19 protein-coding genes are annotated in these 19184 nt (G+C 68.4%); 7 read left to right on the forward strand and 12 right to left on the reverse strand.

The window, feature by feature from the left end; all coding sequences use genetic code 11:
* Positions 1 to 51 precede the first annotated feature (51 nt).
* From ASC91_RS02305 to ASC91_RS28660, 3 genes are all read left to right on the forward strand, one after another.
* Positions 52 to 1824 carry a hypothetical protein gene (locus tag ASC91_RS02305; RefSeq protein ID WP_056191672.1) on the forward strand — a complete coding sequence of 591 codons (1773 nt, stop codon included), beginning with the start codon at positions 52 to 54 and terminating at the stop codon, positions 1822 to 1824.
* Positions 1821 to 2582, forward strand: a complete 762-nt coding sequence (locus ASC91_RS02310; protein ID WP_056191674.1) for an enoyl-CoA hydratase/isomerase family protein — start codon at positions 1821 to 1823, stop codon at positions 2580 to 2582. The genes ASC91_RS02305 and ASC91_RS02310 overlap by 4 nt, the downstream gene beginning before the upstream one ends.
* 95 nt (positions 2583 to 2677) lie before the next feature.
* Entirely contained in the window at positions 2678 to 2914 is a 237-nt protein-coding gene (locus tag ASC91_RS28660; RefSeq protein WP_056266878.1) for a hypothetical protein, read from the forward strand.
* 86 nt (positions 2915 to 3000) lie between these two features.
* Here ASC91_RS28660 and ASC91_RS02315 read toward each other — a convergent pair whose 3' ends face one another.
* Positions 3001 to 3570, reverse strand: a complete 570-nt coding sequence (locus tag ASC91_RS02315) for a thymidine kinase (RefSeq protein ID WP_056191676.1) — start codon at positions 3568 to 3570, stop codon at positions 3001 to 3003.
* A gap of 167 nt (positions 3571 to 3737) precedes the next feature.
* Here ASC91_RS02315 and ASC91_RS02320 point away from each other — a divergent pair, with 167 nt between their 5' ends.
* From ASC91_RS02320 to ASC91_RS02330, 3 genes are all read left to right on the forward strand, one after another.
* Positions 3738 to 3941 carry a hypothetical protein gene (locus tag ASC91_RS02320; RefSeq protein ID WP_056191678.1) on the forward strand — a complete coding sequence of 68 codons (204 nt, stop codon included), beginning with the start codon at positions 3738 to 3740 and terminating at the stop codon, positions 3939 to 3941.
* Positions 3942 to 4049: 108 nt separating this feature from the next.
* A complete protein-coding gene (locus tag ASC91_RS02325) occupies positions 4050 to 4526 on the forward strand; it encodes a MarR family winged helix-turn-helix transcriptional regulator (RefSeq protein WP_056191680.1) in 477 nt (158 codons plus the stop codon).
* Positions 4523 to 5197, forward strand: a complete 675-nt coding sequence (locus tag ASC91_RS02330; RefSeq protein ID WP_082532352.1) for a GNAT family N-acetyltransferase — start codon at positions 4523 to 4525, stop codon at positions 5195 to 5197. The genes ASC91_RS02325 and ASC91_RS02330 overlap by 4 nt, the downstream gene beginning before the upstream one ends.
* Here the strand turns inward: ASC91_RS02330 and ASC91_RS02335 are convergent.
* The 4 genes from ASC91_RS02335 to ASC91_RS02350 form a co-directional block, all read right to left on the reverse strand.
* The gene (locus tag ASC91_RS02335; protein WP_056192599.1) at positions 5178 to 6566 is read right to left on the reverse strand and encodes an efflux transporter outer membrane subunit; all 1389 of its coding nucleotides are present in this window, start codon (positions 6564 to 6566) and stop codon (positions 5178 to 5180) included. The two genes, ASC91_RS02330 and ASC91_RS02335, sit on opposite strands and share 20 nt — an antisense overlap.
* 8 nt (positions 6567 to 6574) lie before the next feature.
* The gene (locus ASC91_RS02340) at positions 6575 to 9790 is read right to left on the reverse strand and encodes an efflux RND transporter permease subunit (protein ID WP_056191683.1); all 3216 of its coding nucleotides are present in this window, start codon (positions 9788 to 9790) and stop codon (positions 6575 to 6577) included.
* 81 nt (positions 9791 to 9871) lie between these two features.
* Positions 9872 to 11089, reverse strand: a complete 1218-nt coding sequence (locus ASC91_RS02345) for an efflux RND transporter periplasmic adaptor subunit (RefSeq protein WP_056191684.1) — start codon at positions 11087 to 11089, stop codon at positions 9872 to 9874.
* A 34-nt stretch (positions 11090 to 11123) separates the two neighbouring features.
* A complete protein-coding gene (locus tag ASC91_RS02350; RefSeq protein ID WP_056191686.1) occupies positions 11124 to 11909 on the reverse strand; it encodes an alpha/beta hydrolase fold domain-containing protein in 786 nt (261 codons plus the stop codon).
* A gap of 83 nt (positions 11910 to 11992) precedes the next feature.
* Here ASC91_RS02350 and ASC91_RS02355 point away from each other — a divergent pair, with 83 nt between their 5' ends.
* Positions 11993 to 12928 carry a LysR family transcriptional regulator gene (locus tag ASC91_RS02355; protein WP_056191688.1) on the forward strand — a complete coding sequence of 312 codons (936 nt, stop codon included), beginning with the start codon at positions 11993 to 11995 and terminating at the stop codon, positions 12926 to 12928.
* 4 nt (positions 12929 to 12932) lie between these two features.
* Here the strand turns inward: ASC91_RS02355 and ASC91_RS29165 are convergent, their stop codons facing one another.
* The 7 genes from ASC91_RS29165 to trpE all read right to left on the reverse strand — a co-directional run bounded on the left by ASC91_RS29165 (position 12933) and on the right by trpE (position 19023).
* On the reverse strand, positions 12933 to 13091 hold the full coding sequence (locus ASC91_RS29165) for a hypothetical protein (protein ID WP_157256194.1): 159 nt from the start codon (positions 13089 to 13091) through the stop codon (positions 12933 to 12935).
* A 139-nt stretch (positions 13092 to 13230) separates the two neighbouring features.
* Entirely contained in the window at positions 13231 to 13917 is a 687-nt protein-coding gene (locus tag ASC91_RS02365; RefSeq protein ID WP_056191692.1) for a uracil-DNA glycosylase, read from the reverse strand.
* Positions 13914 to 14708, reverse strand: a complete 795-nt coding sequence (gene trpC, locus ASC91_RS02370; protein ID WP_056191694.1) for an indole-3-glycerol phosphate synthase TrpC — start codon at positions 14706 to 14708, stop codon at positions 13914 to 13916. The genes ASC91_RS02365 and trpC overlap by 4 nt, the downstream gene beginning before the upstream one ends.
* Positions 14705 to 15751 (reverse strand): anthranilate phosphoribosyltransferase, encoded by a 1047-nt coding sequence (gene trpD / locus ASC91_RS02375; RefSeq protein ID WP_056191696.1) that lies wholly within the window; start codon positions 15749 to 15751, stop codon positions 14705 to 14707. Before trpD ends, trpC begins: the two co-directional genes overlap by 4 nt.
* 3 nt (positions 15752 to 15754) lie before the next feature.
* On the reverse strand, positions 15755 to 16804 hold the full coding sequence (gene ltaE, locus ASC91_RS02380; RefSeq protein ID WP_056191698.1) for a low-specificity L-threonine aldolase: 1050 nt from the start codon (positions 16802 to 16804) through the stop codon (positions 15755 to 15757).
* 70 nt (positions 16805 to 16874) lie between these two features.
* Complete coding sequence (locus ASC91_RS02385) at positions 16875 to 17459, reverse strand: aminodeoxychorismate/anthranilate synthase component II (RefSeq protein ID WP_056191700.1); 585 nt, start codon at positions 17457 to 17459, stop codon at positions 16875 to 16877.
* 76 nt (positions 17460 to 17535) lie between these two features.
* Positions 17536 to 19023, reverse strand: a complete 1488-nt coding sequence (trpE, locus tag ASC91_RS02390) for an anthranilate synthase component I (protein ID WP_056192603.1) — start codon at positions 19021 to 19023, stop codon at positions 17536 to 17538.
* Between the last annotated feature and the right edge of the window lie 161 nt (positions 19024 to 19184).

A 19184-nucleotide genomic window follows, 5' to 3' on the forward strand; every position in this document is an offset into this window, starting at 1 on the left:
GACAGTGGGTCCGCAAGCTTACGTCGTCACAATGTCTGGCTTGTAAACGCCATGGCCGAACCGGACACCTTCGACCCCACCCATGCGCTGGACGGCTGGCGTCCGCCCGCGCCTGTGCCCGTGCCGCTGCAGGATCTGGCGCTCGGCGCGTTGCTGCGGGGCGACGGCAATGGGCAGGGCAGTGAGCCGCTGCTTCCTCTCGTCAGGGCTGAAACCGTCAACTTCGACCCCACGCATCTGCTGGACGGCTGGCGCCCGCCCGCTCCGGCGCCCTTGGACCTGGAACTCAGGTCCCTGGTGCGCGCGGGCCGCAGCGGGCCCGACGAGGCCAAGAAGGCGCGACTGAAGGCGCGTGGCTACGAGATGCTGGACGTTGAGGACATCGAGTTGCCCGAGGCGCCGCCGCCGCGCATCACCGTCGAGCTCCTGGTTCGGGAAGTCTCGCCCGCGCCACCGCTTGCCGAGGCCGAGTTCGTGCCGCCGCCTGTGAGCGAGGTGCCGCCTGCGCCGCCGGTCGAGGGGCCATGGCCCCTCTTCGAAGCCGAAGCACAGGTCCTTGAGGAAATGGCCTCGGCGCCCGCCGAGCCCGACGCTGTCGACTCGCCTGGAGCGCCGCCGCTTTTCGCCGCCGAAGCGGCATGGCTTGATCTCCGGTTCGAGCCGCCTCAGATCGTTGAGGACGATGAAGCGTTGGCGGAGCCGCCACCCGCAACTGCGGTCATGCATGGCGGCGAAGCGCTCGCAGCGCCCTCGTCGGACGTGGGCGCCGCCGCGCTGATGGCAGACGTTGAAGCGCCCGAAGTGTTCGCGCCGGAGCCAACGCCGTTCATCGACATCGCCGAGTCGATCGACGAGCCGCTGCAGCCCGCTGCCGCGCAGGCGCCTGAGTCGTTGAGCGCGCCGCTGCCAACAGCGCCTGCCCTTGTGGAGGACGCTGAGCCGCTCGAAATTCCGCCACCTGCTGCGGTCGAAGCGGCAGTGTTGGATCCGGAGCCGCCGACGGTCGAGCCCGAGCCCGAACCGCTCATCGAACCCGTCGAGCTGCCCGACGAGCCGCTGCAGCCCGCAGTCGCGCAAATGCCTGAACCGCCACCCGCGCCGCCGCTGTCCACGCCCGCCGTCGCGGAAGACGCCGGGTCGCTCGACACGCCGCCGGCCACCGTCGAAACGCCGGTACTGGATTTCCGCGCACCGCCCCCTGCCGTCGTCGAAGCGCCGGTGCTGGACTTCCGGGCCCCGCCGCCACCGCCCGAGCCGGACCCGCAGCAGGTCCTCGACGACATCGAGCTGCCCAAGGTGGTGCCCCTGCCCACGGCCGTCGAGGCACCGGTGCTGGACATGCAGGCCCTTGCCTCGCGCAGCGAACCCGACCCGCGGCTGGTTGCTGAGTGGCAGCCGCAGGCCTGGACGGCGTTGACGCAGCACGTGGCCGATGCCAGTACCGAGGTGTCGCAGACGGCGCATGGCCTGCACGTGGAAAACCATGCAACGCAGTGGCTCTGCGCCCTGTGGCCGCCCCAGGACAAGCAGCCGGCACTGCTGGCGCGCTGGCCTGAGATGGTCACTCTCGTCGGCGCGGCGACGAGAGTCGATGCCTTGGCGTCCTTGCTGGAGGCACTGCCCACCGAGGCGGCGTTGTGGCCGGCCGAGTTGGAGGCGGACTGGGGGCTGGTGGCGGAACTCGTGCTGCACCAGGACAGGGACCTGCGGCCCAACCACGCCCAGGTGCTGCGCGAGTTCGTGGAAGCGGAGCGCCGCGCCAATCTGGCGCGCTTGAACGCCGGCTACCAGTCCCAGGGCCGCGTCGCCCGGCGCAAGCCATGACGAGCGGCCAGGCGCCGTTGCTGGAGGTGGCCGATGGCGTGGCGCTCATCACGCTGCGCCGGCCGCGCCAGGCCAATCGCCTGGCTGTGGACGACCTCGACACCCTCGGCGGCTTCATCGAGGCGGTGCATGCGAACGATGCCGTGCGTGTGCTGGTCCTGGCCGGCGAAGGCAGGCATTTTTGTAGTGGCTTCGACCTCGGCGCCCTGGGCGCCGTCGATGCGGGCGCGCGCTTCGGGGAACTGGCCGATGCACTGGAGGCCGCGCGGCCCATCACGATTGCGCGCCTGCATGGCGGTGTCTATGGCGGCGCCGCCGATCTGGCCCTGGCCTGCGACTTCCGCCTCGGCGTGCCGGCCGTCGAGATGTTCGTGCCGGCGGCGCGCATCGGGCTGCATTTCTATGCCGGTGGCCTGCAGCGCTTCGTCGACCGACTGGGTCTCGCCACCGCCAAGCAGGTGCTGCTGGCCGGGCGCACGCTGGACGCCGCCGCCCTTCTTGGCTGCGGCTATCTGGACCAGTTGCTGCCCGACGTCGCAACGCTGGACGCCGCGCTGCAGGCTCTGGCCGACGAACTGCAGGGGATGGCGCCCCTGGCCCTGCTGCCGATGAAGCAGCACCTGAACGCGATCGCCGCTGGGCGGCTCGACGCGAAACAGCTGGCGGCCGACATCGTCAAGGCGCGCGATTCGGCCGATCTTGCCGAGGGTCAGGCGGCCTGGGCGGGCAAAAGACCAGCGCGATTCAAGGGGGGTTGAAAGCCCTAGGCCGGGGCTTTCGCCACATCGTGGAAAATACGGGGCCTGCGCGCCTGCCTGGCGCCCCTCTTTACACACTCTTCGACAGGACCAGCGTGGCCAAAGAAACCACCAAGACCACCATCGAAGCGGATGGTCTGCGCTACCGCTCCAAAGCTCCCGGTTCGCCCTTCGCGGCAACCTCGTCTTTCGGCGCAGCAACGATGTCTTGCTTCCTTTGCGGCAAGCACCGCCCCCGAGCCATGCTCAAGTCCAAGAAGCTGTTGGGCAAGTCGCAGCCCGTCTGCTCGCCTTCTTGCAAGGAACTCGATGCGCAAATAGCAGCCAAATAGGGCTGTCAGCCCCTCACCTCGCGTGAGGGCCATGAACGACCCAGCGCCGCCACGGCCTCGACCGCCGTGGCGGCGCTTTTTTGCATTCAGCCTTGGCGGAAGCAGCGGCCGCAGACGGAACGGTAGCGCGCGTTGCCGCCGATCTCGACCTGGGCGCCCTCGGTGACCTTGCGGTTGTTGGCGTCCACGCGCATGTTCATCGTCGCCTTGCGGCCGCAGTCGCAGATGGTCTTCATCTCGTCCATCTCGTCGGCCAGCGCCAGCAACGTGGCCGAACCGGGGAAGAGTTCGCCCTGGAAATCCGTGCGCAGGCCGTAGCAGATGGCCGGCAGATTGCGCAGATGCGCCAATTCGTGCAGTTGCTGCACCTGGTGCTTGGACAGGAACTGCGCCTCGTCGACCAGCAGGCAGGCGATGCCCGGCCCGTCTTCGTTCTGGCCGACCAGGGCCAGGAAATCGGTGGTCTCGTCGAATTGCTCGGCCTCACGCTTCGGGCCGAGGCGCGACGTGACGAAGCCGTGGCCATAGCGGTCGTCCAGGCGAGCCGTGAAGATGCGCACCCGATGGCCGCGTTCCTCGTAGTTGTGTGCCACCTGCAGCAAGGCGGTGGATTTGCCGGCATTCATCGCGGCGTAGCGGAAAAAAAGCTTGGCCATGTCGTCTTCTGGAGCGGACCGGCATTGTCCTCGCTCGCTTACCCCGCAGATCGGGGTAGGGAAAGCCCGCGATTTCGGCCTTTGCTGGCGGCAACCGCGGGCTTGCGAGATGGCGTTGTCATCTTCGCCGTGCGTCAATTCACGTTTCGTCCCGACCTGTCTGAAGAATGAGCAAAGACACCGTCACCGCGGTCCGCCAGGATGGCTTGCGCTACCAGTCGAAAATCGGCGGTTCGCCTTTCCTTGGAAGCGGCCACACCCGCTCCTGCTTCAAATGCGGCAAGCATCGTGCGCCGGCCAGCCTGCAGTCCATCCGACTGCTTGGCCGCAACGAGGTAGTCTGCAAGCCCAACTGCAAGGCCGAGCCCTAAGGGGCCTCTGTCGGCTGGGTGCGCTTGCCGCACCCTATGACGCCCGCCATTGACGGCGCTGGACCTGTTGCATAGCATGATATGCATATCGGTTGAGCGGAGCTCGTCATGGTCGAAGATGTCGTCAAGGAACTGGGCCACCTGAGCCTGGGCACTCGCCTCAAGCGCATCGGCGAGACGCTGCAGGCGCAGACCCAGGCCGTGCTGGTGGCGCATGGCTTTGAGCAGCCGGCCGCATGGTTTCCGCTGCTGGCGGCGCTGGACCGGCTGGGGCCGCTGAGCGTCGGCGAGCTGAGCCAGGCCGTGGGTGTCAGCCAGCCCGTCATCACGCGTTCGCTGCGCGGGCTGGAAGACGAAGGCCTCATCGGCTCGGAGGCGTCGGAGCAGGACCGGCGGGTACGCCGCATCGCGCTGAGCAGGAAGGGGCAGGGTCTCGTCGAGCGGTCGCAGCGCGAGGCCTGGCCGGCCATCGAAACGGCCGTCGCGCAGGCCTGCGCGGGGCTGGAAGGCGACCTGCTGGCCCAGCTCGCGGCGCTGGAAGACGCGCTGATCGAAGCGCCGCTGATGCAGCGAGGGCCGGCATGAACGAACTCGACCGACCCGTCTGGGCCAGCCTGCAGCACCAGCCGCATTGGGGCACGGGTGACGAGAAGGCGCGACGCTTCAAGGCCGACATCAACCGCTTTGCTGCGACACCCGACGAAAGCGCCGCCAGCCTGGCCGCGCTCGCCGCCCTCGTGCAGCCGGGCGATGACGCCGTCTTCCTGGCCCAGGTGCCACCCATCGTCGTGCCGCCGGGCTTGATCGCAGTGAAGGAAGCGCTGGGCGTGCAGATGGTGGCGACGCAACCTTTGACGGCAGACGGAGACTTGCAAGTCCTCGGCGATGCCGATGCCGCCGAGATGCTGGCCCTGGCCACGTTGACCGAGCCCGGGCCCTTTCTGCCGCGAACCCACACCATGGGCCGCTTCATCGGCATCCGCATCGACGGCCGGCTGGCGGCCATGGCCGGCGAGCGCATGCGCTTTGCCGGCCATGTCGAGGTCAGCGGTGTCTGCACCCACCCCGACTTCCGCGGTCGGGGCCTGGCGCGCCGGCTGTCGGCCGCGGTGACGGCCGACATCCAGCGTCGCGGCGAGCAGGCTTTCCTGCACGCCTGGACGAGCAACACCGCCGCGATTGCGCTCTACGAAAGCCTGGGCTTCGTCACGCGTGCCACCGTGAACATCGCTGTGCTCAAGCGCCAGCCAGCTTGACCGGGGCCGTCTCGCTCCAGCCGCCACCCAGGGCCCGGATCAGCCCGACCGTGGCCTGGTACTGAGCCGAGCGCACCTGCAGCGCGGCCCGCTTGTTGGCGAGCTCACTGCGGCGCGCGTCCAGCAGTTCCAGCTGGCTGACCAGGCCGTTGCGGTAGCGCGTGTCCGACAGCTTCAGCGCCTGGCCGGCCGCGCTGACCGCACGCGCATTGGCCTCGCCCTGCTGCTGCAGCAGCGTCAGCGCGCCGAGTTGGTCCTCGACGTCCTTCAGCGCCAGCAGGAACTGCTCGCGGAAGGCAATCGCCGAGCCATCGAGCTGGGTCTTGGCCGCGTTGACACCCGCCTCGCGGCGGCCGCCGTCAAAGATGGGCAGCGCGGCCAGCAGGCCGACGCCCCAGGTGCTGGCGCCACTCTTGAGCAGGTTGGACAGCTCGCTCGACACGCCGCCGCCCTGCGCCGTCAGCGCCAGGCTCGGCCACCACGCAGCCTGGGCGACGCCAACCCGCGCTTGCGCGGCCTGCAACTGGCTGCGTGCGGCGGCGAGGTCGGGGCGTCGTTGCAGCAGCTCGCTCGGCAAGCCGGCGGGTACTGTGGGCAGGGCAGTGGCCCACGCGGTGGGCGCGAGTCGGAAGTTGGAGGCCGGCTCGCCCAGCAGCACGGCCAACGCCGTTTCAAGCTCCAGGCGGCGGCGGTCCAGGGCCAGCGCCTCGGCCTCGTTGGCGGCCAGCTCGGCGCGCACGCGAGCCAGGTCCAGGTCGGCGACGTCGCCAGCGCGGGCGCGCTTCTCGGTCAGCGACAGCGTCTCGCCATAGGCCGCAACGGTACCCCTGACGATCTCGCGCTCGGCATCCAGGGCACGCAGCGCCAGATAGCCGCGGGCAACATTGGCCTGCACCAGCAGGCGGGCATCGGCCAGCAGCTGTTCGCGGGCGAGCACGTCCAGCGCGCTGGCATTGCGTTCGTGCAGCAGGCGGCCGCCCAGGTCCAGTTCATAGGCCAGGTTCAGGCCGGCGTTGTATTGCGTGATGCCGCGCGCGCCGGGGTCGGCAGCGCGGCCAGCACCGGCGGCGACGCCGAGCTGCGGCAGACGCGCCGCCTCGGTGCTGCCCAGTGCCGCACGCGCCTGCGCCAGGCGGTTGGCTGCGGCTTGCACGCTGGTGTTGGCCGCCATCGCACGGCCGACGAGGTCGTCCAGCACCGGGTCGGCAAAGGGCTGCCACCAGCTGGCGGTCAGCGCAGGTGCGTCGTTCGCAACCTGGGCCTTGTAGGCGGCGGGCGCCTGCGGCAGCTGGGACGGGTCGACCGTGCCGACCGACGCGCAGCCGGCCAGCAGCAGCGCTGCAAAAAGTGGGGTCAGGTTCAATTTCATGATGTTGATCACTTTCCTCGTTGCGGCAGGGCGTCGATGACGGGCTGCGTGGGTGCGGCAGGAGCGGCGACCTGGCCACCGTGGTGGCGCAGCGGTGCATTGCCGGTGACACGGCGCACGATGACGTAGAACAGCGGCGTCAGGAACAGGCCGAACAGCGTCACGCCGATCATTCCGGCGAACACCGCGATGCCCATGGCCTGGCGCATCTCGGCGCCGGCGCCGGTGGACAGCACCAGGGGCAGCACGCCCATGACGAAGGCCATTGACGTCATCAGGATGGGACGCAGTCTGAGCCGCGCCGCCTCCAGCGCGGCCTGCATCGGCGTTCTGCCGGCGAACTCCAGCTCACGGGCGAACTCGACGATCAGGATGGCGTTCTTCGCACTCAGGCCCACCAGCACGATGAGGCCGATCTGCGTGAACACGTTGTTGTCGCCATGGCTGAGGTACACGCCCGTCATCGCCGCCAACAGGCCCATGGGCACGATGAGCAGGATGGCGATGGGCAGCGTCAGGCTTTCGTACTGCGCGGCCAGCACCAGGAACACCAGCAGGATGGCCAGCGGGAAGACCCACGCACCCGAGTTGCCGGCAATCTTTTCCTGGTAGGTCAGGTCGGTCCACTCGTAGCCGATGCCCGGGGGCAGGGTCTCGGCGGCGATGCGTTCTACCGCGGCCTGGGCCTGGCCCGACGAGAAGCCGGGTGCGGCGCCGCCATTGATGTCGGCGGCCAGGAAGCCGTTGTAGCGCAGCGCGCGCTCCGGCCCGAAACTGGGCGTGACCTTCATCAGCGCGGCCAGCGGCACCATCTCGCCGGTGTTGGAGCGCACCTTCAGCGCGCCGATGTCCTCGGCACGGGCGCGGTAGGCGGCGTCCGCCTGCACGCGGACCGAGTAGGTGCGGCCGAACTTGTTGAAGTCGTTCACATACAGGCTGCCGAGGTAGATCTGCATGGTGTCGAACACGTCCGTCACGGCCACGCCGAGCTGGCGCGCCTTGGTACGGTCGAGGTCGGCGAACAGCTGCGGCACATTGACCTGGTAGCTCGAGAACAGGCCGGCAAGCTCGGGCGTCTTGTAGGCCTTGGCCATGAAGCCCTTCAGCGCCTGGTCCATGGCCTCGTAGCCGAGGCCGCCGCGATCCTGCAGCTGCAGCTTGAAACCACCCGTCGTGCCCAGGCCCTGCACGGGCGGCGGCGGGAACATGACGATGAAGGCATCCTCGATGGCGCCGTATTGCGCGTTCAGCTTGCCGGCGATGGCGCCCGCGGACAGATCCTTGCTCTTGCGCTCGTCAAAGGGCTTGAGCGTTGCAAACACGATGCCCGAGCTGGAGCTGTTGGTGAAGCCGTTGATCGACAGGCCGGGGAAGGCTACCGCGTGCTCCACACCCGGCGTCTTCAGCGTGATGTCGGTCATGCGGCGGATGACGTCCTCGGTGCGGTCCAGCGTCGCGCCGTCGGGCAGCTGGGCGAAGCCGATCAGGTACTGCTTGTCCTGGCCCGGCACGAAGCCACCGGGCACGGCCTTGAACAGGCCGGCCGTGGCTGCAACGAGCACGAGGTAGACGACCATCATGAAGGCCTTGCGCGACATCAGCGTCTTCACGCCACTGCCGTACTTGGCGGAGCCGCTCGAGAACAGCCGGTTGAAGCCGCCGAAGAAACGGCCCAGCACGGCGTCCATGCCGCGGGTCAGTGCGTCCTTGGGCGCGTCGTGGCTCTTCAGCAGCAAGGCGGCCAGGGCCGGCGACAGGGTCAGCGAGTTGATCGCCGAGATCACCGTCGAGATGGCGATGGTCAGCGCGAACTGCTTGTAGAACTGGCCGGTCAGGCCGCTGATGAAGGCCAGCGGCACGAACACCGAGATCAGCGTCAGCGCGATGGCGATGATGGGGCCCGACACCTCACGCATGGCGCGGTAGGTGGCGTCGCGGGGCGACAGGCCCGAGGCGATATTGCGCTCCACGTTCTCGACCACCACGATGGCGTCGTCGACGACGATGCCGATGGCCAGCACCAGCCCAAAGAGGCTCAGCGCATTGATCGAGAAGCCGAAGCCGTGCATGACGGCGAAGGTGCCGATGATGGACACCGGCACGGCCAGCAGCGGGATGATGGAGGCGCGCCAGGTCTGCAGGAACAGGATGACGACCAGCACCACCAGTGCCACGGCTTCGAGCAGCGTGTGGATGACCGACTCGATGGACGCGCGCACGAACTGCGTCGGGTCGTAGACGATGGTGTATTCCACGCCTTCGGGCATGGCCGTCTTCAGGTCTTCCATCGCGGCGCGCACATTGGCCGAGATGTCCAGCGCATTGCCGCCCGGAGCCTGGAAGATGGGCACGGCGACGGCGGACTTGTTGTCCAGCAGCGAGCGCAGCGCGTATTCGCTGGCGCCGAGCTCGATGCGGCCGAGGTCGCGCAGCCGCGTCACGGCCCCATTGGCGCCACTCTTGACGATGATGTCGCCGAATTCCTCAGCGGTCTGCAGCCGGCCCTGCGCGTTGACGGACAACTGCAGGTCGATGCCTTGCAGGCCCGGTGAAGCGCCAACGACGCCGGCGGCGGCCTGCACGTTCTGGCCGCGGATGGCGGTAACCACGTCACTGGCCGACAGGCCATGCTCGGCGACCTTCTGCGGGTCCAGCCAGACGCGCATCGCGTAGTCGCCCGAGCCGAACATCAGCACCTGGCCCACGCCGGGGATGCGCGCGAGGCGGTCCTTGACGTTGAGCAGCGCGTAGTTGCGCAGATAGGTCATGTCGTAGCGCTCGTTGGGCGAGGTCAGGTGCACGACCATGGTCAGGTCGGGGCTGCTCTTGACCGTCGTCACGCCCAGGCGCTTGACCTCCTCGGGCAGGCGCGCCTCGGCCTGGCTGACGCGGTTCTGCACCAGCTGCTGGGCCTTGTCGGGGTCGGTGCCGAGCTTGAAGCTGACGGTCAGCGTCATCAGGCCGTCAGTCGTCGCCTGGCTGCTCATGTAGAGCATGTCCTCGATGCCGTTGATGGCTTCCTCGAGCGGCGTGGCCACCGTCTCGGCGATGACCTTGGGGTTGGCGCCGGGGTATTGGGCGCGCACGACGACCGAGGGCGGCACGACGTCGGGGTATTCCGAGATCGGCAGCGCGCGGATCGACAGCAGGCCGCCGATGAAGATCAGCAGCGACAGCACGCCCGCAAAAATGGGGCGGTCGATGAAGAATTTGGAGAGATTCATGTTGGCTCCAGACAGCACGCCCCCCGCGGGCCGGCTGAACCGGCCCGCTGCACGGGGCTTGCGGTGGGATGGGGGGCTAGGTCAGGAGATCTTTGCGGCAGCTTGCTGGGCAGCCAGTTCGGGTTTGGCGTCCATGGCGACGTCCTTGGGTGCGAGCACCGACCCCGGCCTCACGCGCTGCACGCCGCCGACGACGATGCGCTCGCCGCCCTTGAGGCCGCTGGTCACGACACGCAGGCCGTTGACGTTGGCGCCCAGCGTCACACCGCGCCATTCGGCCTGGTTGCCCTGGCCGACGACGATGACATAACGCTTGTCCTGGTCGGTGCCGACGGCGCGCTCATTGACGAGCAGGGCCGCCTCGTTCTTCGCCTGGCCCATGCGCAGCTTGGCAAACTGGCCGGGGATCAGGCCGCCGTCCTTGTTGTCGAAGACGGCGCGTACGCGCAACGTGCCGCTCCTGGCATCCACCTGGTTGTCGACGAGTTGCAGGCGGCCGGTCTGGCTCTTGTCGCTGCCCGCCAGCATCTCCACGGGAATGCGCTCCATGCCTTTGCGCTCGGCGCCGCCGCCGGGCAGCGAGGCGAGCGCCTCGCGCACCACCTTTTCGTCGGCATCGAAGCTGGCGTAGATCGGGCTGACCGACACCAGCGTCGTCAGCACCGGCGCACCGGCACCCGCGGCGACGAGGTTGCCCTGCGTCACTTCGATCCTGCCAACGCGGCCCGCCACCGGTGCACGCACCTGGGTGTAGCTCAAGGACAGCTGCGCCGATTGCAGCGCGGCCTGAGCGGCGCGCAGGTTGGCCGCACCTTCACGGGCGGCGTTGTCCTTCTCGTCGAACTCGCGGCGCGCCACGGCGCGCTCCTCCAGCAGGGACTTGGCGCGTTGGGCCTCGCTGAGCGTGTACGTGACGCGGGCCTGGGCGGCGGCCACCTGTGCTTCCAGGCGCTGCACCTCGGCCTGGTAGGGCGCGGGGTCTATGGTGACGAGCAGGTCGCCCGCCTTCACGAGGCTGCCCTCGCGGAAATGCACGGCCTGCACGGCGCCCGACACACGGGCCCGCACATCGACGCGCTCGACGGCTTCCAGGCGGCCCGAGAACTCGTTCCAGGCCGATACATCCTGGCTGACAACCTGGGCGACGGACACCGGTGTGGCGGGCGGCGTGGTGGGGCCGGCGTCGGCCTGGGCTGCGCCCGAGCCGAACTGGGCGAAGCCCACGGCGCCCAGGGCGACGAGAGCGACAGCGCCAGCGATCAGGCCGGCACGACGATTGAGACGAGGGTTGGACTGCATTTCTATTTCTCTCCGAAGGTCAATCAGGCAGGAATCAGGCGGGAAGGGACAGCGCGCGGCGGGCCGCTTCACGCAGGAATTCGTGGATGGGATTCAGCGCATAGCCCGGCGCGATGGCGGGCAGCGTCATCTCCTTGGCGGTGCCGCCTTGCTCCCGCAGTGCAACGGCATAGCGGCGCGACTCGTCGCTCAGCGGGTGGCCCGCGGCGCTGAGGATCAGCGCGGGCGCCAGGCCGCTCAGCCGGCTGGCGTTCAGCGGCGCGGCATAGGGGTGGTCGGCGCGCGTGCTGCCGCCCAGATAGGCCTGCCAGCCCTTGGCGTAGTGGCATTCACAGCCGCCGCATTCGCCGTCACGCATGGAGGCGCTGCCGAGTTGCGGGTCCAGCATGGGCGCAATCAGCAACTGGCCAGCGAGCTTGGGTGCGTGCTGGTCGCGCGCCATCAGCGCGAGCGCCGCGGCGAGGTTGCCGCCCGCTTCCTCGCCGGCAACGAACAGGGCGGTGTGCGGGCTGCCGGTCAGCCTGGCCGGCTTGGCGGCGAGGGCCTGCAGGGCCTCGAAGGCGGCGCTCAGGCCGCTGGGGAAAGGGTGCTCAGGCGCCAGCGGATAGTCCAGCGAGACGACATCAGCGCCCGCGTCGGCGAGCATCTCGCTGCGCGCCCGGCTGGCCTGGAGTGAGCCGTCCGTGAAGCAGCCGCCGTGCAGCCAGAGCAGCAGCGCGCGCCCGTCGACGTCCAGCGGCCGGCGCGCCGTGTAGACCTGGGCCACGAGGCCCGGCGCAGGGCCGAGGCGCAAAGTGGCAGGGGAGGCGATCTTGTCCATGGACCGAAAGATAGTGATCAACGGCCTAGGGATAAACGGCCTTGAAAGTGACTCACTTTTCCTTGCCGTGGAACAATGAAGTCATGGACCGACTCTCCGCGATGCAAGCCTATGTCCGGGTGGTCGAGGCCGGCACCTTCACCAAGGCGGCCGATTCCCTGGACCTGCCCAAGGCCACCGTCACGCGCCTGATCCAGACGCTGGAAGGCCATCTGCGCACCAAGCTGCTGAATCGCACCACGCGGCGCGTGACAGTGACGCCGGATGGCGCGGCCTACTACGAGCGCGCCATGCGCCTGCTGGGCGACCTGGAGGAGCTGGAAGGCAGCATGAACCAGGCCCGGGTGACGCCGCGTGGCCGCATCCGCATCGACGTTCCCGGCGTGGTGGGGCGCGAAATGATCATTCCGCACCTGCCGGATTTCTACGCCAAGTACCCCGACATCCAGATCGAGCTTGGCGTCAGCGATCGCACGGTGGACCTGATCAGCGACAACATCGACTGCGTGATCCGTGGTGGCGAGTTGACCGACCAGAGCCTGGTCGCGCGGCGCATCGGCGAATTCCGCTTCATCACCTGCGCGACGCCCGAATACCTGCGCCGCCATGGCGCGCCGGCCCATCCGCTGGAGCTGACGCAGGCGCCACATCGCATGGTGGGTTATTTCTCGGCACGCAGCGGCAAGGTCATGCCAGACACCTTCCGCCGCGGCGAGGAAGAAATAGAGGTGGCGGGCAACCACATCCTGGCGGTGAACGATGCGAATGCCTATCTGAATGCCGGCCTGGCCCACCTGGGCGTCGTGCAGGTGACCTGCTTCATGGCCGGCCCGCTGCTCAAAAGCGGCGAACTGGTGCGGGTGCTGGAGGAATGGGACGCCGACCCGGTGCCGGTCTATGTCGTCTACCCGCCCAACCGCCATCTCAGCAGCAAGCTGCGGGTGTTCGTCGACTGGGTCGTCGAGCTGATCGGCCGCGAGGCGATGGGCGGGCTGAAGCTGCGCTGTACGACGAGCTGAGGGCTCAAGCCTCGTCGGCCGCGCTGCTGGCGACCACGGCCGCCGGACCGAAGTCTTCGGCCGACGGAGCTGGGGCGCTGATAGCCAGCAACATGCCCGCCGCCAACGCTGCGACAGCCGTCGCGGCGGTGATCAGCGTGGAAATGGATCGGGTGTTGTTCATGGTGACTCTCCTGGTCGGCCACCGCCGAGCGGGGTATGCCGATAGGTTGTCACTGTAGGAATTGCGCGCCGCGAGAAAAAGCGGGGCAGAGAGAACGGCGAGTTGCTGCCAGCGGAACAATCCGCGGCTTGAAAACCGGTCAGCTCTTGCGCGGCGCACCCCGCCCGCGTTCCTCCAGCCAGGTTTTGGCCGTCGAGAAATGGCCGCAGCCGATGAAGGGCCGCGGCGGCTTCAGCGCCGACAGCGGCGAGGGGTGGTTGGCCTTCAGCACCAGGTGGTCCTGGCGGGCCGCCTCGATCAGCGGTGCTTTGGCCTGGGCGTAGCTGCCCCAGAGCATGAAGACCTTGGGAGCCGGGTCGACGGCTGCCGCCTTGATGAGGGCGTCGGTCAGCACCTCCCAGCCACGGTTGGCGTGACTGGCGGGCTGGCCGTCTTCCACCGTCAGCACGGCGTTCAGCAGCAGCGTGCCGCCTTCGGCCCAGCGCACCAGGCTGCCGTTGGGCGGGAAGGGCTTGCCAAGGTCGCGCTGGATCTCCTTGAAGATATTGCGCAGGCTGGGCGGCAGCGGCACACCGGGCGGCACGCTGAAGCTCAGACCTTCCGCCTGGCCGGGGCCGTGATACGGGTCCTGGCCGAGGATGACGACGCGGGTGCTGGCCAGCGGCGTCAGCGTCAGCGCGCGCAGCGGCTCGGGCGGGTAGATGGTGGCGCCGGCGGCGGCGCGCTCTTCCAGGAAGGCTTCTAGTTTCTGGCCAACGGGCGAGGCGGCCCAAGCTTCGACGACGGGGCGCCAGTCGGTGTCGGGGAGTTGCAGCGGCAGCTTCATCCGAACAGGGTCGCCAGCGCCTGGCCCGGGTCGGGCGCGCGCATGAAGGCCTCGCCGACGAGGAAGGCGTTGACGTTCGCCTCGCGCATGCGCTTCACGTCCGCCGCGCCGAGGATGCCGGATTCGGTCACCAGCAGCTTGTCGGCCGGCACGCGCGGGAGCAGGGCCAGCGTCGTGTCCAGCGTCACGTCGAAGGTGCGCAGATTGCGGTTGTTGATGCCGACCAGCGGCGTCTTCAGCTGGAGGGCGCGGTCGAGCTCCTCGCCGTCATGGACTTCAACGAGAACGTCCAGCCCGAGGGCATGGGCCGCCGCCTCGAGGTCGGCCATCTGCGAGTCAGCCAGGCAGGCGGCGATCAGCAGGATGCAGTCGGCGCCCATCGCACCGGCTTCCATGACCTGGTACTCGTCCACCATAAAGTCCTTGCGCAGCACCGGCAGCTCGCAGGCGGTGCGGGCTTCGCGCAGATAGGTGGCCGAGCCCTGGAAGAAGCGCTCGTCGGTCAGCACACTCAGGCAGGCCGCGCCGTTGCGGGCATAGCTCTCGGCGATCTCCCCCGGCTTGAAGTTCTCGCGAAGCACGCCCTTGCTGGGGCTGGCCTTCTTGATCTCGGCAATGACGGCCGCGCGGCCGGCCGCGATGGTGGCGCGCAGCGACCGTTCGAAGCCCAGGCGCTCACCTTTGCGGGCCTCTGCCTCCTCACGCTGTGAGGCCAGCGAGCGCTTGAGCTTGGCCGCCGCGATCTCTTCCCACTTGACCTCGACGATGCGATTCAGGATATCGCTGCTCACGTCTTGCTCCCCAGACCCTGGGTCTGCTTGACGAAGGCATCCAGCTTGGCACGCGCCGCGCCACTGTCCAGCGCCGCGCGGGCGCGGCCGATGCCGTCTGCCAGCGTCGGCGCCACGTTGGCGGCGTATAGCGTCGCGCCGGCGTTCAGCAGCACGATGTCGCGCGCTGGGCCGGGCTTGCCGTCGAGCACACCGACCAGCATCTCGCGCGACTGTTCCGGGTTGTCGACCTTGAGACTGCGGTTGCTGGCCATGGCCATGCCGAAGTCCTCGGGATGGATCTCGTACTCGCGCACAGCGCCGTCCTTCAGCTCGCCAACCAGGGTGGTGGCGCCCAGCGAGATCTCGTCCATGCCGTCCTTGCCGTAGACGACGAGCGCGTGCTCGGCGCCCAGGCGCTGCAGCACGCGCACCTGGATGCCGACGAGGTCAGGGTGGAAGACGCCCATCAGGATGTTGGGCGCGCCGGCCGGGTTGGTCAGCGGTCCCAGGATGTTGAAGATGGTGCGCACGCCGAGCTCGCGGCGCACTGGCGCGATGTTCTTCATCGCCGGGTGGTGATTGGGCGCGAACATGAAGCCGATGCCGCACTCGTCCAGGCACGCGGCCACGGCGCGTGGCGAGAGCTGGATGTTGGCGCCCAGGGCCTCCAGCACGTCGGCGCTGCCGGTCTTGCTGCTGACGCTGCGGTTGCCATGCTTGGCCACCTGCGCACCCGCTGCCGCCGCGACGAACATCGAGCAGGTGGAGATGTTGAAGCTGTGTGCGCCATCGCCACCGGTGCCGACGACGTCGACGAGATGCGGCAGCGGCCCAATTTCATGCAAGGGCACCTTGTTGGACAACTCGCGCATGACCTGCGCGGCGGCCGTGATTTCGCCGATGGTTTCCTTCTTCACGCGCAGGCCGGTCAGCAGCGCCGCCGAGATGACGGGCGACATCTCGCCGGCCATGATGCGGCGCATCAGCGTCAGCATCTCGTCGTGAAAGATCTCGCGGTGCTCGATGACGCGGGTCAGGGCTTCAGTGTCGGTGATGGGCATGGCTCAGCGCTCCAGGAACTCGCGTGCGGCGGCAATGGCGTGATCGACGCCGGGGGTGTCGACATCGAGATGGGTCACAAAGCGCAGACCGATGAGGCCGGTGGCCAGCACGCCGCGTGACTTCAGGTGCTCCAGCAGGGCCGGCGTGCGGCCGTCGCTAATCTGGGCAAAGACGATATTCGTCTGCGGTGGCGTGACCGTGACACCCGGCAGCGCGGCCAGGCCCTCGGCCAGGCGCTTGGCCAGCGCGTGGTCGTCGGCGAGGCGGTCGACGTGATGGGTCAGCGCATGGTCGGCTGCGGCCGCCAGCAGGCCGACCTGGCGCAGGCCGCCGCCGACCATCTTGCGCACACGGTGGGCGCGGTCGATCAGCTCGCGCGAGCCCACCAGCATCGAGCCGATGGGCGCGCCCAGGCCCTTGCTGAAGCAGAGGGAGACCGAGTCGAAAGGGCGGGCCAGGTCGGCCACGCTGCGGCCCGAGGCAACCGCCGCGTTGAAGAGGCGGGCGCCGTCGAGATGCGTGGCCAGGCCACGCGCATGAGCCAGTTCGCAGGCCGCGTTGGTGTACTGCGTGGACAGCACATTGCCGCTCCAGGTGTTCTCCAGCGCCAGCAGCCGCGTGCGTGCGAAGTGCGGGTCGTCGGGCTTGATGGCGGCGGCGATGTCTTCGAGCCTGATCGTGCCGTCGGGCTGGTTGGTCAGGGGCTGGGGCTGGATGCTGCCCAGCACCGCCGCGCCGCCGCCTTCGTAGCGGTAGGTGTGGGCGAGCTGGCCGACGATGTACTCGTCGCCACGGCCGCAATGGGCCAGCAGGGCGCAGAGGTTGCTCTGCGTGCCGCTTGGCATGAAGAGAGCGGCCTCCTTGCCGAGCAGGGCGGCGACGCGCTCCTGCAGCGCGTTGACGGTGGGGTCGTCGCCGAAGACGTCGTCGCCAACTTGTGCCGCTGCGATCGCTGCGAGCATGGCGGGAGTCGGCTTGGTGACTGTGTCGCTGCGCAGATCCACGACCTTGCCGGTGGCGGCTGCGCCCGATCCGGGCGCGTAGTCGGTCATTGGTGCACCCTTCGCGCTTCGCGCTGTCCCGCCACGCGGGAATGAGCCCCTTCGGGCGGCCGTGCGGGGCTCATGCCTTCAACTCCAGGAAGTTGCGCAGCATCGCGTGCCCATGCTCGCTGAGGATGGACTCGGGGTGGAACTGCACGCCCTCGCACGGCGTGGCCGTGCCGGCCAGTTCGCGGTGGCGCACGCCCATGATCTCGCCATCCTCGCTGCGCGAGGTGATCTCCAGCACCGCCGGGCAGCTCGCTTCCTCGATGACGAGGGAGTGGTAGCGGATCACCGAGAAATCCTTGGGCAGGCCGGTGTAGACACCGCGGCCATCGGTCGTGATCGTGCTGGCCTTGCCGTGCATCTGGCGCTGGGCCCGGATGATCTTGCCGCCCAGGGCCTGGCCCATGGACTGGTGGCCCAGGCACACGCCCAGCAGCGGCTTCTTGCCGATGAAATGCTGGATGGCTTCCACGCAGACGCCGGCTTCGTTGGGCGTGCAGGGGCCGGGCGAGAACACGATATGAGCCGGGTCCAGCGCCGCCATCTCGGCCACGGTGATCTCGTCGTTGCGCACCACCTTCACGTCCGCGCCCAGTTCACCGAAGTACTGGACGAGGTTGAAGGTGAAGCTGTCGTAGTTGTCGATCATCAGCAGCATTTGGACTCCCGCCGGGCCGCCCCAAGGGAGGCCATCCCCCTTGGGGGGCAGTGAACGAAGTGAACGTGGGGGCTCATCAAAATCCCTCCTCGACGAGTTCGGCGGCGCGCAGCAGAGCGCGTGCCTTCGCCTCAGTCTCTTGCCACTCCAGTTCGGGTACCGAGTCTGCGACGACGCCGGCCGCCGCCTGCACATAGAGCATGCCGTTCTTGATGATGCCGGTGCGGATGGCGATGGCCAGGTCCATGTCGCCGGCAAAGCTCAGATAACCGCAGGCGCCGCCGTAGATGCCGCGTTGCACGGGCTCCAGTTCGTCGATCAGCTCCATGGCCCTCACCTTGGGCGCGCCGGTCAGCGTGCCGGCAGGGAAGGTGGCCTTCAGCACATCGAGCTGGCCGACCTCGGGTCGCAGCACACCCTCGACGTTCGAGACGATGTGCATCACATGCGAGTAACGCTCCACGGCAAAGGACTGCGTCACCTTGACGCTGCCAACGCGGGCGATGCGGCCGATGTCGTTGCGCGCCAGGTCGATCAGCATCAGGTGCTCGGCGCGCTCCTTGGGGTCGGCCTGCAGTTCGGCTTCCAGTTCCAGGTCGCGCTCCACCGTCGCGCCGCGCGGGCGCGTGCCGGCCAGCGGGCGGATCGTGACCTTGCGGCTGCCGTCGCCGACATGTTCTTCACGCACGAGGATCTCGGGGCTGGCGCCGACGATCTGGAAGTCGCCCAGATCGTAGAAGTACATATAGGGGCTGGGATTCAGCGCCCGCAGCGCGCGGTACAGCGCGATCGGCTCGGCCTTGTAGGGCTTGGAGATACGCTGGCCCACCTGCACCTGCATCAGGTCGCCGGCGGCGATGTATTCCTTGGCCTTGGCGACGGCTTCCAGGTAGTCGGCCTTGGCGAAGCCGCGCGTGACTGGGTGGGCTTCACCGCGCGGCACACGGGGCACGCTGACGCTGTAGGTCAGCTTGTCGCGCAGCTGCGACAGCTTCTTCTTGGCGCGGAAATAGGCCTCCGGCTGGCGCGGGTCGGCCCAGACGATGAGGTACAGGCGCCCGGAGAGGTTGTCGATGACGGCGACTTCCTCGGACAGCAGCAGCAGGATGTCCGGCGTGCCCAGGCTCTCGCCTGCGTGATCGCGGTCCAGGCGCTTCTCGATGGCGCGCACGGCCTCGTAGCCGAAGTAGCCGGCCAGGCCGCCGCAAAAGCGCGGCAGACCCGTCGGGATCTTGGGCTTGATGCGTTCCTGGTAGGCGGCGATGAAGTCCAGCGGGTTGCCTTCGTGCGTCTCGACGATGGCGCCGTCGGTGACGACTTCGCAGAGCTGGCCCGTTGCGCGGATCAGCGTGCGGGCCGGCAGGCCGATGAAGGAGTAGCGCCCGAAGCGCTCGCCGCCGACGACGGACTCCAGCAGGAAGCTGTTGCGGCCCTGGCCGGAGCCGGCGCAGAGCTTGAGGTACAGGGACAGCGGGGTTTCGAGATCCGCAAAGGCCTCGCTGATCAGCGGGATGCGGTTGTAGCCCTCGGCAGCGAGGCTCTGGAATTCAAGTTCGGTGATCACGGTCAAACCTTGAAAAGACAGTTTTCAGGGCTTGGCGTGCAGCCCGATGGAGAACGGGCAACGCGAGAAAAAGCGCGTCAGGGCGCGCCAAGCAGCATCAGTCGGCGGTGAACCAGCGACGCCAGGGCCAGGCTCCCCGGTCGCTCGACCCCGTGATGTAC

Origin of the sequence: Pelomonas sp. Root1237 (assembly GCF_001425055.1) — a bacterium.
Taxonomy (GTDB): domain Bacteria; phylum Pseudomonadota; class Gammaproteobacteria; order Burkholderiales; family Burkholderiaceae_C; genus Pelomonas.

Coding starts and splice junctions, on each gene's coding strand:
- ASC91_RS02305 (WP_056191672.1), top strand. CDS start 52: ATGGCCGAACCGGACACCTTCGACCCCACCCATGCGCTGGACGGCTGG.
- ASC91_RS02310 (WP_056191674.1), top strand. CDS start 1,821: ATGACGAGCGGCCAGGCGCCGTTGCTGGAGGTGGCCGATGGCGTGGCG.
- ASC91_RS02315 (WP_056191676.1), bottom strand. CDS start 3,570: ATGGCCAAGCTTTTTTTCCGCTACGCCGCGATGAATGCCGGCAAATCC.
- ASC91_RS02320 (WP_056191678.1), top strand. CDS start 3,738: ATGAGCAAAGACACCGTCACCGCGGTCCGCCAGGATGGCTTGCGCTAC.
- ASC91_RS02325 (WP_056191680.1), top strand. CDS start 4,050: ATGGTCGAAGATGTCGTCAAGGAACTGGGCCACCTGAGCCTGGGCACT.
- ASC91_RS02330 (WP_082532352.1), top strand. CDS start 4,523: ATGAACGAACTCGACCGACCCGTCTGGGCCAGCCTGCAGCACCAGCCG.
- ASC91_RS02335 (WP_056192599.1), bottom strand. CDS start 6,566: ATGAAATTGAACCTGACCCCACTTTTTGCAGCGCTGCTGCTGGCCGGC.
- ASC91_RS02340 (WP_056191683.1), bottom strand. CDS start 9,790: ATGAATCTCTCCAAATTCTTCATCGACCGCCCCATTTTTGCGGGCGTG.
- ASC91_RS02345 (WP_056191684.1), bottom strand. CDS start 11,089: ATGCAGTCCAACCCTCGTCTCAATCGTCGTGCCGGCCTGATCGCTGGC.
- ASC91_RS02350 (WP_056191686.1), bottom strand. CDS start 11,909: ATGGACAAGATCGCCTCCCCTGCCACTTTGCGCCTCGGCCCTGCGCCG.
- ASC91_RS02355 (WP_056191688.1), top strand. CDS start 11,993: ATGGACCGACTCTCCGCGATGCAAGCCTATGTCCGGGTGGTCGAGGCC.
- ASC91_RS29165 (WP_157256194.1), bottom strand. CDS start 13,091: ATGAACAACACCCGATCCATTTCCACGCTGATCACCGCCGCGACGGCT.
- ASC91_RS02365 (WP_056191692.1), bottom strand. CDS start 13,917: ATGAAGCTGCCGCTGCAACTCCCCGACACCGACTGGCGCCCCGTCGTC.
- trpD (WP_056191696.1), bottom strand. CDS start 15,751: ATGCCCATCACCGACACTGAAGCCCTGACCCGCGTCATCGAGCACCGC.
- ltaE (WP_056191698.1), bottom strand. CDS start 16,804: ATGACCGACTACGCGCCCGGATCGGGCGCAGCCGCCACCGGCAAGGTC.
- ASC91_RS02385 (WP_056191700.1), bottom strand. CDS start 17,459: ATGCTGCTGATGATCGACAACTACGACAGCTTCACCTTCAACCTCGTC.